Annotated in this window: 17 protein-coding genes; 4 read left to right on the plus strand and 13 right to left on the minus strand. The window is 66.5% G+C overall.

The genetic code is table 11. The annotated features are described in order from the left end of the window. The first annotated feature begins 1 nt into the window (after window position 1). The gene (locus ACW17W_RS11910) at window positions 2-964 is read left to right on the plus strand and encodes a bifunctional riboflavin kinase/FAD synthetase (RefSeq protein ID WP_492077124.1); all 963 of its coding nucleotides are present in this window, start codon (window positions 2-4) and stop codon (window positions 962-964) included. On the opposite strand, the gene ACW17W_RS11915 is transcribed toward ACW17W_RS11910, so the two are convergent. Genes ACW17W_RS11915 through ACW17W_RS11925 form a run of 3 tightly spaced genes read right to left on the minus strand, consistent with a single transcriptional unit; the run spans window position 940 to window position 2,408 of the window. Then, entirely contained in the window at window positions 940-1,587 is a 648-nt protein-coding gene (locus ACW17W_RS11915) for an ATPase (protein WP_492077125.1), read from the minus strand. The two genes, ACW17W_RS11910 and ACW17W_RS11915, sit on opposite strands and share 25 nt — an antisense overlap. Further along, a complete protein-coding gene (locus ACW17W_RS11920; protein WP_492077126.1) occupies window positions 1,565-1,807 on the minus strand; it encodes a hypothetical protein in 243 nt (80 codons plus the stop codon). Before ACW17W_RS11920 ends, ACW17W_RS11915 begins: the two co-directional genes overlap by 23 nt. A 37-nt stretch (window positions 1,808-1,844) precedes the next feature. Further along, window positions 1,845-2,408 carry a DUF3828 domain-containing protein gene (locus ACW17W_RS11925; RefSeq protein ID WP_492077127.1) on the minus strand — a complete coding sequence of 188 codons (564 nt, stop codon included), beginning with the start codon at window positions 2,406-2,408 and terminating at the stop codon, window positions 1,845-1,847. A 275-nt stretch (window positions 2,409-2,683) separates the two neighbouring features. Here ACW17W_RS11925 and ileS point away from each other — a divergent pair, with 275 nt between their 5' ends. Next, window positions 2,684-5,662: an isoleucine--tRNA ligase gene (ileS, locus tag ACW17W_RS11930; RefSeq protein WP_492077128.1), complete on the plus strand. Its 2,979-nt coding sequence runs from the start codon at window positions 2,684-2,686 to the stop codon at window positions 5,660-5,662. Here ileS and ACW17W_RS11935 read toward each other — a convergent pair. The 3 genes from ACW17W_RS11935 to rplJ form a co-directional block, all read right to left on the minus strand. Beyond that, window positions 5,659-5,871, minus strand: a complete 213-nt coding sequence (locus ACW17W_RS11935; RefSeq protein WP_492077129.1) for a DUF559 domain-containing protein — start codon at window positions 5,869-5,871, stop codon at window positions 5,659-5,661. The two genes, ileS and ACW17W_RS11935, sit on opposite strands and share 4 nt — an antisense overlap. A gap of 224 nt (window positions 5,872-6,095) precedes the next feature. Next, entirely contained in the window at window positions 6,096-6,479 is a 384-nt protein-coding gene (gene rplL / locus ACW17W_RS11940; protein WP_492077130.1) for a 50S ribosomal protein L7/L12, read from the minus strand. Window positions 6,480-6,557: 78 nt separating this feature from the next. Then, complete coding sequence (rplJ, locus tag ACW17W_RS11945; RefSeq protein ID WP_492077131.1) at window positions 6,558-7,073, minus strand: 50S ribosomal protein L10; 516 nt, start codon at window positions 7,071-7,073, stop codon at window positions 6,558-6,560. A gap of 463 nt (window positions 7,074-7,536) precedes the next feature. On the opposite strand from rplJ, the gene ACW17W_RS11950 reads away from it, so the two are divergent. Continuing rightward, a complete protein-coding gene (locus ACW17W_RS11950; RefSeq protein WP_492077132.1) occupies window positions 7,537-8,703 on the plus strand; it encodes an aspartyl/asparaginyl beta-hydroxylase domain-containing protein in 1,167 nt (388 codons plus the stop codon). A gap of 3 nt (window positions 8,704-8,706) precedes the next feature. On the opposite strand, the gene ACW17W_RS11955 is transcribed toward ACW17W_RS11950, so the two are convergent. Both ACW17W_RS11955 and ACW17W_RS11960 read right to left on the minus strand, forming a co-directional pair. Further along, complete coding sequence (locus ACW17W_RS11955; protein ID WP_492077133.1) at window positions 8,707-9,177, minus strand: NUDIX hydrolase; 471 nt, start codon at window positions 9,175-9,177, stop codon at window positions 8,707-8,709. A gap of 147 nt (window positions 9,178-9,324) precedes the next feature. Beyond that, window positions 9,325-9,708, minus strand: a complete 384-nt coding sequence (locus ACW17W_RS11960; protein WP_492077134.1) for a winged helix-turn-helix transcriptional regulator — start codon at window positions 9,706-9,708, stop codon at window positions 9,325-9,327. A 105-nt stretch (window positions 9,709-9,813) separates the two neighbouring features. On the opposite strand from ACW17W_RS11960, the gene ACW17W_RS11965 reads away from it, so the two are divergent. Further along, window positions 9,814-10,422, plus strand: coding sequence for an NAD(P)-dependent oxidoreductase (locus ACW17W_RS11965; protein ID WP_492077135.1), 609 nt, complete (start codon window positions 9,814-9,816; stop codon window positions 10,420-10,422). Window positions 10,423-10,482: 60 nt separating this feature from the next. On the opposite strand, the gene ACW17W_RS11970 is transcribed toward ACW17W_RS11965, so the two are convergent. The 5 genes from ACW17W_RS11970 to nusG all read right to left on the minus strand — a co-directional run bounded on the left by ACW17W_RS11970 (window position 10,483) and on the right by nusG (window position 13,636). Beyond that, a complete protein-coding gene (locus ACW17W_RS11970) occupies window positions 10,483-10,992 on the minus strand; it encodes a DUF2059 domain-containing protein (RefSeq protein WP_492077136.1) in 510 nt (169 codons plus the stop codon). A gap of 111 nt (window positions 10,993-11,103) precedes the next feature. Beyond that, window positions 11,104-11,790: a 50S ribosomal protein L1 gene (gene rplA, locus ACW17W_RS11975; RefSeq protein WP_492077137.1), complete on the minus strand. Its 687-nt coding sequence runs from the start codon at window positions 11,788-11,790 to the stop codon at window positions 11,104-11,106. 4 nt (window positions 11,791-11,794) lie between these two features. Then, complete coding sequence (gene rplK / locus ACW17W_RS11980; RefSeq protein WP_492077138.1) at window positions 11,795-12,226, minus strand: 50S ribosomal protein L11; 432 nt, start codon at window positions 12,224-12,226, stop codon at window positions 11,795-11,797. Window positions 12,227-12,397: 171 nt separating this feature from the next. Continuing rightward, window positions 12,398-12,895, minus strand: coding sequence for a GFA family protein (locus ACW17W_RS11985; RefSeq protein WP_492077139.1), 498 nt, complete (start codon window positions 12,893-12,895; stop codon window positions 12,398-12,400). A gap of 159 nt (window positions 12,896-13,054) precedes the next feature. Then, a complete protein-coding gene (gene nusG, locus ACW17W_RS11990) occupies window positions 13,055-13,636 on the minus strand; it encodes a transcription termination/antitermination protein NusG (protein WP_492077140.1) in 582 nt (193 codons plus the stop codon). Window positions 13,637-13,651: the final 15 nt, after the last annotated feature.

Consider the following 13,651-nt stretch of genomic DNA (forward strand, 5'->3'; position numbering starts at 1 on the left):
CATGAGCGGCCCGATGGTGGAAATCGTTCGAGACTGGCGCGGCCTGCCCGACGTCCTGCGCGGCGCCTCTGCCGCTGTGGGCGCCTTCGACGGCGTCCATCGGGGGCATCAGGCCGTGATCGCCTCAGCCGTCGAGACCGGCGGTTTTCTGGGTGTGCCGAGCGCTGTGGTCAGCTTCTCCCCCCATCCGCGCCGCCTGTTCCAGCCCTGGGCCGCGCCTTTCCGCCTGATGACGCCGGAGCAGATGGCGCGCGCGCTTCAGCCGCTGGGTGTGGAGCGCCTCTATCTTTTGCCGTTCGACGAACAGATGGCCGCCATGTCGGACCGGGATTTCGCCACTGACGTCCTGTCCCGGGGGCTGGGACTGAAGCATGCGGCGGTCGGTTTCGACTTTACCTTCGGCAAGGGCCGTTCCGGTTCGCCCGAGGCGCTCGCCCGCTATGGCGCGGATCTGGGATTCAGTGTCTCCGTCACCCCGCGTCGCGATGACGAGGGCGGCCTGAAGCTGTCCTCCAGCGCCGTGCGGGAGGCCTTGAGCGCCGGCGATATGGCCCGCGCCGCCGCTATTCTGGGCCGCCCCTTCGCCGTCGAGGGCGAGGTCATCCACGGCGACAAACGCGGCCGGGTCATCGGCGTCCCGACCGCCAATGTCTCGCTGGGCGAGTATCAACGCCCGCTCTACGGCATCTACGCCACCCGCACCCGCCTGCCGGACGGCCGCGTCTTCGGCGGCGTCGCCAACCTGGGCGTCCGGCCGATGTTTGAACTCGAAACGCCGCTGCTGGAGGTCTGGCTGTTCGACTTCTCCGGCGACCTGTACGGCCAGACGATCAAGACCGAACTGGTGGCCCGCCTGCGCGGTGAGATGAATTTCGACGGCCTGGAAGCCCTCAAGGCCCAGATCGACCGCGATGCTGCGGCGGCGAGAGTGGCGCTGGCTCAGTCCTCTGCGACTGAATCATAGAGGGCCCGGAAGCCGGCCTCTGCCCGCTCGATGGAATCGATCAGTTCCACTGGGAGCGTGTAAAGCACCACGATCTCGGATCCCTTCTTCGACATCACCCGGCGAGGCGTGGCCCCGGAGTTGTCGAAAACATCGACGTTGTCTGCCTCGGTGAAGAACCAGCCGAACTGATCAAAGGACTTCTCCCGCCGACTTCGGATGCGATCCTCGGGCACATGATGACCGCCCTTTTGCACTCGCGTCCGAACCCGCTCGATGTTGAGTTCGACGCTGTCGAGGTAGACATAGATCAGGTTGATGATGAAGCCTCGTTCCCGGGCATGCGCGATCAGTCGACGGTATTTGGCGGTCGAAAGGACAGTCTCGACACCGATCGTCTGATGGGTGTCGATCGAGGCATCCAGCCAGGCCTCGAACCGCTGGACCGCCGCCAGGTTTGCGTCCATCAGTTCCAGCCCCTCATGATCGCGAATGCGCGCCGTGAACAGGTCTGGATTGATGATCCAGATCGAGCCCATTGGCTCGTCCACCGACGCCATCCCATAGGCGCTGCTCTTCCCCGACCCGCTCGGGCCGGCGATGATCCAAAGCGCGGGCGGTTCAGTCGCGCTTCTTGACGCCATCGGCAGAGCCGAACAGCCGCTTGTTGTCGCGGCGCGCCGCCTCGACGTTCTTGGTGAAGACGTAGAGAAAGTCGTCGCCGAATGTCGGGCTGTTGGCATCAATGGCCCGGATTGTCGCCTTTTCGCCGTTGGCGGTGGTGATGCGCCGAAGCGTCACGCCCTTGGGCTTCTTGCCGGCCCGGGCGCCTTCGGAGCTTCTGGTGATCGACAGATCGGTCATGCGACCAATATCCGCTCACGCCCGACGCATTGCAAGATCACCCCCCGCGCGCCTCGATGGACCGGATCAGGGCGTCGTTCAGCGACGCGCCGTCCGCATCGACGACATCGACGACCCGCCACATCGGGCCTTCCTTGATCAGTTTCAGCGTCTGGCGCGTGGTCTGGCCGGCGTTGGTGAAGGCGACGGCGGCGTCGGCCGTCCTGTCGCCCGTCGCCGTCACAGCGACGGAGTCCAGGGTGAAGGCGCCCTGATCCTGACAGCCGCAGATCGGGTCATGATCCAGGGTGGGAACCTCGCCGTTCGCCAGATTGAAGTCGGTGACGATGGCTGCGTTCAGCATCCGCGAATAGATCGGGTCGCGTCCGGGCTCGGGGGCCTCATCCTTCGGACCCCCGGCGACATAGACCGCGTACAGGGCGCGTACGAACGGCTCCGGCCCCTCGGTCGCCGCCTGGTAGATGGCGGGACGCCCGGGCGGCAGGGCGGCGACGGCCTGTTCCGGCGGCGCGGCCTCCTCACCCTGCGAACAGGCCGACACCGCCGCGGCGATCGGGGCTGCGAAGATCAGGGCGGTGGCGATCAGTCTGGCGTGGCGCATGGCGGTCTCCCTCCCCCGACTATCGGAGCGGCGTGGACGGGGTGCAAGCCGCGATCCTCGGTGATCCGCCACGCACGGGCCGGGGCGGCCAAGACACTGGCGCAAAAGGCGCGGGGTCTGCTAGACCGCCCGGATCATGGCCTTTCGCGTCCACCGTCGCCTGATTTCGATTAGCCGCCCGGCGTAAGCCCCGGGGCCGGAAGGCTCCCGCCTGCGCCGGGATCGAGATCACACTCCGCCAGCGCGAACGACCACCCCAGACGCCGAGACTCCCCATGGCTGACGCCACCACTGACTCCCCTGCCGAACCCGCAACCGGCCGCGACTATCGCGACACCGTCTTCCTGCCCGAGACGCCCTTCCCCATGCGCGGCGGCCTGCCGCAGAAGGAGCCGCAGATCATCGAGGCCTGGGGCGACCTGTATGGGACCCTGCGCCAGACGCGTCAGGCCGAGGGCGCCCCGCTGTATGTGCTGCATGACGGCCCGCCCTACGCCAATGGCGACATCCACATCGGCCACGCCCTGAACAAGACGCTGAAGGACTTCGTGGTCCGCAGCCGGTTCCTGCTCGGCTATGACGTCGACTTCGTGCCGGGCTGGGACTGCCACGGCCTGCCCATCGAGTGGAAGATCGAGGAGCAGTTCCGGGCGAAGGGCCGCCGCAAGGACGAGGTCTCCAAGGCCGAATTCCGCGCCGCCTGCCGCATCTATGCCCAGGGCTGGATCGAGGTGCAGCGCGAACAGTTCAAGCGGCTGGGCATCACCGGCGACTGGGACAACCGCTACGCCACCATGGACTTCTCGACCGAGGCGGTCATCGTCGCCGAATTCCACAAGTTCAAGAATTCCGGACAGCTGTATCGCGGCTCCAAGCCCGTGATGTGGTCGCCGGTCGAGCGCACGGCCCTGGCCGACGCCGAGATCGAATACCACGACCATGTCAGCCCCACGATCTGGGTGAAATTCCCGGTCGTCGGCGCCTCGGACAGCCACCCCGACGACCTTCTGGCCTTCCGCACCGCGACCCCGTCCATCGTCATCTGGACCACGACCCCCTGGACCATCCCGGCCAACCGGGCCATCAGCTATGGCCCCGAGATCAGCTACGGCCTGTATGAGGTCACCGCGCTGGAAGAGGGTCTGGAGTTCGAGCCCTGGGCCAAGCCCGGCGACCGCTTCATCGTCGCCGACAAACTGGCGGAGGACGTCTTCAAGGCGGCGAAGATCGCCGCCTTCACCCGCGTCTATGACATCGACCCGTCCGGGCTGGAGTGCGCCCATCCGCTGGCGGCGCTGGACCCGGGTTACGGCTTCTCCGTCCCCCTGCTGGCCGGCGACCACGTCACCGACGACGCCGGCACCGGCTTCGTCCACACCGCCCCCGGCCATGGCGCGGACGACTATGCGGTCTGGCTGGCCCACGGTCATCGCGAGGTGCCCGACACGGTCGACGCCGACGGCGCCTACTATGAGCACGTCCCCCTGTTCGCTGGCCTGAAGGTGCTCGAGACCGAGGGCAAGAAGACCGGCAAGTTCGGCCCCGCCAATGGCGCGGTGATGGAAAAGCTGATCGAGGCCGGAACCCTGCTGGCGCGCGGCCGGCTGGAGCACTCCTATCCCCACAGCTGGCGCTCCCGGGCGCCGGTGATCTTCCGCAACACCCCCCAGTGGTTCATCCGCATGGATGAACCACTCTTGTCCAAGAATCTGGGGTTCATCCGCATGGATGAGCCGCTGAAGGACGGCGACACCCTGCGCGACAAGGCCTTGACGGCCATCGACGCCACCGACTTCCATCCGGCGGCGGGCAAGAACCGCATCCGTTCGATGGTCGAGGGTCGCCCTGACTGGCTGATCAGCCGCCAGCGCGCCTGGGGCACGCCCCTGGCCATGTTCGTCGATCGCCAGACCGGCCAGCCCCTGCACGACGATGCCGTCGACGCCCGCATCCTCAAGGCCGTGGCCGAGGGCGGCGCGGACGCCTGGTTCGAGACGCCCGACGCCGACTTCCTCGGCGCCCATGACGCCGACCGCTATGAGAAGGTCGAGGACATCCTCGACGTCTGGTTCGACTCCGGCTGCACCCACGCCTTCACGCTGGAGGCCCGCGATCCGGCCCACGGCTATGTCGGCGACCGCCCCAGCCACTGGCCGGCCAACCTGTATCTCGAGGGCTCGGACCAGCACCGCGGCTGGTTCCAGTCCAACCTGCTGGAGGGCGCGGGCACGCGCGGCCGCGCCCCCTATGAGGCCGTGCTGACGCACGGCTTCACCCAGGACGAGAACGGCGAGAAGATGTCCAAGTCCAGGGGCAACACCGTCGACCCTGCGACCATCATCAAGGAGTCGGGCGCCGACATCCTGCGCCTCTGGGTCGCCCTGGTGGACTATGCCGAGGACCAGAGGATCGGCAAACAGATCCTCCAGACCACGGTCGACGCCTATCGCAAGCTGCGGAACACCGTCCGCTATCTTCTGGGCGCCCTGGACGGGTTCGACGAGGCCGAACGGATCACCGACTACAGCCAGTTCCCGCCGCTGGAGCAGTTCATCCTGCACCGGCTGCACGAACTCGATGGCCAGGTGCGCACGGCCTATGAGGACTACCGCTTCCAGGACGTCGTCCGGCCAGTGCTGGAGTTCTGCTCCAACGACCTGTCGGCCCTGTATTTCGACATCCGCAAGGACAGCCTCTACTGCGACCGTCCCGACAGCCTGAAGCGCCGGGCGGTGCGGACGGTGATGGACGAGGTCTTCATGCGCCTGACCGCATGGCTGGCCCCCCTGACCCCCTTCACCATGGAAGAGGCCTGGACGACCCGCTTCCCGGACGCCGGCACCAACTGCGCGCGGGTGATCCCGGAGACGCCGGCCGAGTGGGCCAATGCGGCTGAGGCGGCGCGGTGGACCGGCGTCCAGTCGGTGCTGGAGATCGTCAACGAGGCGCTGGAAGCCGCGCGTCGCGAGAAGCGGATTGGCGGGGCGCTGGACGCCTGGCCGGTGGTCACCGGCCCGGCCGAAGCCTTCGCGCCTTTCGAAGGTCTGGACGCCGCCGAGGTCTTCCGCAGCTCAGGCGCTGAACTGGTCACCGGCGGCGATGCGGTCACCGTCGAGGTCAAGGTCGCCGAATACGCCAAATGCGCCCGCTCCTGGCGCCGGGTCCCGGACGTCGGTTCGGACCCCGCCTACCCCGACCTGTCGGCCCGCGACGCCGATGCCGTGCGCTGGCTGGATGCGCAGAAGGCCGGCTAACGCCTAACCTGTCCTCCCCGTTCGCCCTTCGCGAATGGGGAGGTGGCGCGGCGCTTCTTCAGCGCCGTGACGGAGGGGGCGACCGGATGCTGGCGTCTGAACCGGACGCCCAGCCCCTGGCCTTTCAGGGCGACCCACAGCTTCAGCTCCGGCGGCGTCAGCGCCGACCGCATGACGCGGGCGCGTTCATAGCTTCGGGCATCGGCCATTCTGACAGCGTGACTCAAGTCGTCTTCGGAGTCTCCCCCTCCGTCACGACGCCAAGCGGCGTCGCGCCACCTCCCCATCGCTTCGCGAATGGGGAGGACAAGCGCAGAAACGCAAAACGGGCCGGGGATTGCTCCCCGGCCCGTTTCGTTTGGAAGGCCTGCAAAGGCCAGATCACCTACCGCCCTCAAGTAGCCCGAAGGGCGGTAGGGCAAGCCCGACAGGCTTACTTGATCTGGATCTTGGCGCCGGCTTCTTCCAGCTTCTTCTTGACGTCTTCGGCGATCTGCTTGGAGACGTTTTCGACAACGTTGGTCGGAGCGGCTTCGACCAGGTCCTTGGCTTCCTTCAGGCCCAGGTCCGAACGGACGCCGCGGACTTCCTTGATGACGTTGATCTTCTTGTCGCCACCGTCCAGCAGGACGACGGTGAACTCGGTTTGCTCTTCAACAGCTTCAGCCGGAGCGGCGGCGCCGCCGGCCGGCATCGCCATGGCGACCGGAGCAGCGGCGCTCACGCCCCACTTTTCTTCCAGCAGCTTGGACAGTTCGGCGGCTTCGAGGACGGTCAGCGAGGACAGGTCTTCGACGATCTTGGACAGGTCAGCCATAGTCAGTTTTCCTTCGGAGGATTGGGTTTCAGTAGAGATGTGCAGAGATGGAAGCGGTCTGTTCCGTAAGCCCGGGGCTTACGCGGCGTCCTTGGTGGCATAGGCGTTGAACACGCGGGCCAGTTGGGCGGCCGGGGCCTGAACGATGCCGGCGACGCGGGTCGCAGGCGTGTTGAGCAGGCCCAGGAACGAAGCGCGGATCTGGTCCAGCGACGGCAGTTTGGAGAGAGTCTCCACGCCCTTCGCGTCCAGAACCTTGTCACCCATGAAGCCGCCCAGGACGACGAACTTGTCGTTGGCCTTGGCGTATTCGGCGGTGACCTTGGCGGCGGTCACGGCGTCGGGGGCGTAGGCGATGCCCACCGGACCCTTGAACAGGGCGTGGTGAGCCGAACCTTCCTCGACGTCGAGAGCCTTCAGCGCCAGGCGGTTCTTGACCACCTTGAACGCTCCGCCTGCGGTGCGCAGACGGCCCCGCAGATCTTCCATTTCCGCAACGGTCAGACCCAGGTTGTGGGTCACGACCACGGCGCCGGCGTCGGAGAAGACGCCCTTCAGCGTCTCGATCGACTCGGCCTTTTGTGCGCGGTCCATTGCGGTCTCCAGTCTAGAGTTCGCAGCCGGGCTTATTCCCGACGGCGATATGGCCATGACGCCGCGCATCGCTGCGAAACGTCGGGGCCGGTCGTATTGTCCGAAGGAAGAAACCGACGCGTCGTCCCGACAGGCGGGCGGACAGGTCCGGTTCGCATCCCCATCTCCCCACGGCGCCAGAGGGCTCTCTGGCAGTTATGGCAAGGGTGGCCCCCTCGCCCCGAAGTTCTCGGACAGGACCGCCGCGAAACCTCAAAAAAGAAGCTCACGACGGAGAAGGCGCGCTCATACAGGCGATGCGGCGGGAAATCAACCGCCGGCACGGCAAACCGTCGCCGGTCCCGTCGAATGCGGCGCCGCCGCCACCGCCAGGCGGAATTCGGAACGGTCCGCAAGCTGAGCATTGACCGACATGCGACGCTGCGCACATTACCAAAGATCCACGTTAGATTCAGGGCGCACCTTGTCTGATCTCCAGGGCGAACAGGCCGACCTCCTGCGACAGGCCAGCCAGGCCCTGGCGCGTCAGGACGCGCGCGCCGCCCTGGCCCTGATCGACCGGGCAGACGCCTTTGGCCCCACCCACAACGGCGTCCTCAACCGGTCGCTGGCGCTCAGGCTGATGGGAGATTTCACCGGCTCCCTGATCCAGGTCGACCGCGCCCTGTCGATGCAGCCGTACGATTTCATCGCCCTTCTGGCCAAGGGGGCCCTGCTGGAGAAGCTCGGCAAGCCCAAGGCGGCCGTGGCCTCCTACAGGAACGCCCTGAAGATCGCCCCGCCCCGGGACCGCTGCCCCCCTGCCCTGCTGGCCCAGATCGACTACGCCTCGGAACTGGTCCGCAAACACGCCGAGGCCCTGAGCCAGCACATGCGGGCCGAGGTCGAGGCCGTTGCCGCCACCCTGGACGCCTATACGCGCGACAGGTTCGATGAGGGGCTGGAGATCTACGCCGGGCTCAAGCCGGCGCCGAAGCAGGAACCGCTGCTGCTGAACTATCCGCGCCTGCCGGCCATTCCCTTCTACGACAGGGCCCTGTTCCCCTGGCTGGACAAGCTCGAGGCGGGCACGGAGCTGATCCGGACCGAGCTGGAGGCGCTCATCGCCGTCGAGTTCGACCGGTTCGCGCCCTATATCAACTATCCGCCCGAGGCCCCGGTGAACCAGTGGGGCGCATTGAACCACTCCCGCGACTGGTCGGCCCTGTTCCTGTGGAAGGACGGCGAAAAACAGCAGGAAGTCTGCGCCCGTTGCCCCGGAACAACGGCCCTGCTGGAGAGTCTGCCGATGGCCGATCAGCCGGGTTTCGCCCCGACCGTCACCTTCAGCGCGCTCCAGCCCCACACCCATATTCCGCCGCACACCGGGTCAGCCAATATCCGTCTGCTGTGCCACCTGCCTCTGATCCTGCCGGGACCGGCGCGGTTCCGTGTGGGCAATACGACGCGCGACTGGAAGCTGGGCGAGGCCTGGGTGTTCGACGACACGATCGAGCACGAGGCCTGGAACGATGCAGACGGCCTGCGGGTCATCCTGATCATTGACGTCTGGAACCCCTTCCTCGCCGAGGGCGAGAAGGCGTTGATCACCGCCATGATGCAGGCGCAGCGCCGCTTTATGGCCGAATAGGCGTCAGACGCCTCCGTCTGCCGCGTCCTGGTCCCGGGCGGCGGCGGCGAAGGCGAGGATCAGCGCGGCCAGATCCGGTTCATGCACAGAGCCGGCCGCCGCAGCGGGCGACATCCAGCGGCGCTCCCGCTCGGACGCCTCGGGCCAGACGCCGAGCTGGATCATGACCTGCAGCGGATAGACCGCCACGATATAGGGACGGTCCTCGCCGCTGCGCAGCTGTTTGACATAGCGGAACACCCCGACGGCTGCGGTGCAGACCGGACCCTGGACGCCGGCCTCTTCCATGGCCTCGATGGCGGCGGCCTCCGGGTCTGTCTTGCCGGCCATCCGCCCGCCCTTGGGGATGACCCAGCGACGCGTCTCGCGCGAGGTGATCATCAGGATCTGCAGACCGTCCGGCCCATCGCGCCAGGGCAGGGCTGCGACCTGACGGGTTTCCGAACGTGCTGACCGCTTGACCGGCAGGCTCACGGGCAGAGGTCTCCCGTCCCCTGAAGGTCGGACGGCGGCGACAGCGGACCCTCTCGAGGCATTGGCAAGATCTCCCGACGGTCTTGCCGCCCTGCGCTCTCAAGACGGGATCGACACGCCTGCGTCAAGTTGTCCGTCGTCGGAGTGTCAGATCCGGGCGGCCCGTGCGTCATAGGCGGCCTGGGCTGCGGCGACGGACCCCATCCGGGTTTCGGCCCAGTCAATCACCGGCTGGACCGCCAGAACCAGCGTCCGTCCCAGCGGGGTCACGGCATAGGTCACGGAGACCGGAACCGTCGCCTCGACGGCGCGCGAAACCAGCCCGTCGCGTTCCAGCTGGCGCAGGGTCTGGCTTAACATCTTCTGCGACACCCCCTCGATCCGACGTTTCAGGGCATTGAACCGCATCGGCCCCTCGTCCAGCGTCGACAGCACCAGCACCGTCCACTTGTCGGCCAGACGGTCCAGCAGGCTGCGCGTCGGACATCGGGCGGCGAAGACATCTCCACGATCGTCGGGCGATGTCGGCATGGACCCGGTTACATCCAGGTGACCAGGAGAGGGAAAAGTGCCTTCTTGCATAGCTGATCTCCATACAGCACCTGGTACCCAATGGAAACCAATGGAGTCCTCCCCATGATTGTCACCGTCCTCGGCGCCAGCGGTCGCGCCGGATCAGAGATCACAAAGGAACTGGCCGCGCGCGGTCACACCGTCACCGCCGTCGCTCGCAGCCCCGGGCGCATTCCGTCGGCGTCCGGCGTGACCGCCGTCGCGGGCGACGCCTCTGACGCCGATGGGCTGGCTGAACTGGTCCGGGGCTCGGACGCCGTGATCAGCGCCCTCCACCACACCATTCCCGCCGCCACCCTGCTGACTGCCCTGAAGGTCGCGGGCGTATCCCGCCTTCTGGTCACGGGCGGTGCGGGCAGTCTGGAGGTCGCCCCCGGCGTCCGTTTGATCGACACGCCGGCCTTCCCGGACGAGTTCAAGCCCTACGCCGTGCCCGGCATCGCCTTCCTGGAGGACCTGCGCGGCGAGAACGAGATCGACTGGACCTTCTTCTCGCCCGCCGCCTCCATCGAGGAAACGCCCCGACTGGGCCGCTTCCGAACCGGTACGGACCAGCTGATCATCGATGAAAAAGGCGAGAGCCGGATCGGCTTTTCCGACTACGCCATCGCCATGGTCGACGAGCTGGAGCAACACCGGCACAGCCGCGCCCGGTTCACCGCCGCCTACTGAAGCCCGTCAGGCGGACCGGAACCCGTCGATCCGGACCGACGTCCAGGACGGGAAGGGCGATCAGCCGCCCTTCCCGCCACCGGCGGCCGAACAGTCGAAGCTCTGGCAGAATTTGGTCATCAGTTCGGTCAGGAAGGCCTCCTGATGCTCGGCCATGACCCGGGCCTGATCCACACCGATCGCGAGGCTCTTTTCGATGATCGATCGGCCCACCGGCGTCTGATAGAAGGCGATCTGCGCCTCCAGCTCCTCCACCGAAAATGTCCGGGCGTAGAGGTCGGTCAGATCGTCGATCAGGCCCTCCATCATGGTCCTGATCATCCGGGTCATATTGGTCGTCATCCAGGCCCGCTGCTCGCTGGTCAGTTCCGTCGTCTCCTCGCCGATCTGGCGCACCTGGGCGTCGATCTGTTTGGTGATATTCGGCCCCTGCGAGAGGGTCATGAGCCGGCGGGACAGTTCAAGACGCTGGGCGGTCGGCGGCGCCTCCTGGGCGCGGGCGATCACGGGCGGGGCGAACATCAGAAGGGTCGCCAGCGCGACGACGCCCAGCTTCCGGATCAGGATCATGCCGCCTCTCCCCTCAACCGGCCGCAGGATGACACATGCGGGCCGGCAGGCAAGAAAAAGGGCGGCGACCCGGTGGATCGCCGCCCTTCGTTTTTCCGCCGGCTATGCCGATCAGGCCAGGGAGGCCGGATCGACCTTGAAGCCCGGGCCCATCGTGGACGACAGGGTGATGCGCTTCACATAGGTGCCCTTGGCGCCGGCCGGCTTGGCGCGGTTCAGGGCCTCGACATAGGCCTTGACGTTGGCTTCGAGGGCTTCCTGGGTGAAGGAGGCCTTGCCGATGCCGCCATGGGCGATACCGGCCTTCTCGACGCGGAACTCAACGGCGCCGCCCTTGGCGTCCTTGACCGCTTGCGCGACGTTCGGGGTCACGGTGCCGACCTTGGGGTTCGGCATCAGGCCGCGGGGGCCCAGCACCTTACCCAGACGGCCGACCAGGGCCATCATGTCCGGGGACGCGATGACGCGGTCGAAGTCCATGAAGCCGCCGTTGATCTTTTCGTACAGATCCTCGGCGCCGACATATTCAGCGCCGGCTGCGGTGGCTTCAGCCGCCTTGGCGTCCTTGGCGAAGACGGCGACGCGAACGTCACGGCCGGTGCCCGACGGCAGGTTGACCACGCCGCGGACCTGCTGGTCGGCGTGACGGGGATCGACGCCCAGATTGACGGCGATCTCGATCGACTCGTCGAACTTGGCCTTGGCGTTGTCCTTGACGGCGGCGATGGCGTCCGAGAACGGCATCAGGGTCAGGGTGTCGCCGGTGCGGGCCTTTTGAGCCTTGGTTTGCTTGGCCATGTGCTTAGCCCTCCACGACTTCGAGGCCCATGGCGCGAGCCGAGCCTTCGATGATCTTGGCCGCCGCGTCGAGGTCGTTGGCGTTCAGATCTTTCATTTTCTTTTCGGCGATTTCGCGCAGTTGCGTCTGCGTGATCTGGCCGGCGACTTCACGTCCGACCAGCTTGGAACCCGACTTCAGACCCGTGGCCTGCTTCAGGTACCAGGTCGCCGGCGGCGTCTTGGTCAGGAAGGTGAACGACTTGTCCTGATAGACGGTGATGACGGTCGGAAGCGGGGTGCCCTTGGCTTCCTTTTCGGTGCGCGCGTTGAACTCCTTGCAGAAGCCCATGATGTTGACGCCGCGCTGGCCCAGTGCCGGGCCGATCGGGGGCGAAGGCGTTGCGGCGCCCGCGGGCACCTGCAGCTTGATATAGCCGAGGATCTTCTTGGCCATTGGTCTCTCCTGTGAATGACCTCGACGCTAGTCGGGGCCGGTGAGCCGTGGTCGGGCATGGCTGCCTCCCACGGATTTGACGTTCCGCGAGCCGGGGCCCGCCGAGCGAAGGCGCGCCTGTAACAGAGGGGGGGCGGAAAGGCAAACAGGGCGCGGACAGGTCCGGCGGGCTCAGCCTTCGCCAGCCTTGCGCCTCGCGATCAGGGCCTGCAGTCGCTCGACCCGTTCAGGCGGCAGAACGTCCATCTGATTATAGACGGTCTCGAACACCGGAATATCGTCCGGGAAGACCGACCAGGGCATGGCGCTCTCCGTGAAGATCACAGCGTCCGGCCGAAACGCGCCGGGCTGATCCAGGGTCCCGACCCGCACGCCGGCGCCCAGGCGTCCGAGCCGGGGATAGTGGCTCCAGAGGGCGACGCCGCACGTCTTGCAGCGGCGGATGACGTGCTCACCGCCACTGCCGGCCGGGACGGAGTGATCTGTCAGTTCGCCCTCAACCAGGGTCAGTCGTTCCGTCTCGTAGAAGGCGTTGACGACCGAGGTTGATCCGGTCTGCCTCTGACACAGGCGACAGTGGCAGTTGTTGACGAAAACCGGATCGCCCTCGACCCGATAACGCACCGCGCCGCAGGCGCAGCCCCCCTCATGGATCATGGTCGCCGACATACCAGCCTCCCCCCGGATGGAATGAAACATCCAGCAGGCAGGGGCGGAAGGCAACACGCCCTCCCGCCCGCCTCTCCCGCTCGTACTACGAGGCGACACGACAAGAAAAAAGCCGCGCCCTTTCGGACGCGGCTTCAAATCTCGAAAGGCGCGTTCGCCTCAGGCGGCGTTCTTCTCGACCTGGCTGTATTCCAGATCCACAGGCGTAGGACGGCCGAAGATCGACACAGCCACGCGCAGGCGGGCATTGTCCTCGTCGACGCTCTCGACCTGGCCGTCGAAGCTGGCGAACGGACCGTCGATGACCTTGACGGTCTCGCCGATGTCGAAGCGGATGGTGGGCTTGGGACGTTCGACGCCCTCTTCCACGGCGCCGATGATGTTCTGGACCTCACGCTCCGAGACCGGCAGGGGCTTGGTGCCGCCGGCGGCGCCGAGGAAGCCCGTGACCTTGGGCGTGTCCTTGACCAGGTGATAGGCGTCGTCGGTCAGGTCCATCTTCACCAGCACATAGCCGGGGAAGAATTTGCGTTCCGAATTGACCTTGCGGCCCCGGCGGATCTCGACGACGTCCTCGGTGGGAACCAGGATTTCAGAGAAACACTCTTCCAGACCCCGTTGTTTGGCCTGGTCGCGGATGTGCTGGGCGACCTTCTTCTCGAAGTTCGAATAGGCGTGGACGATGTACCACTTGTGCCGGGGATTGGAGGCCGGCTTCGTTTCGGGCGCTGCATCGGTCATGTGCGCGTCTCCTTG

This window comes from Brevundimonas sp. FV1ye29L, assembly GCF_058681095.1.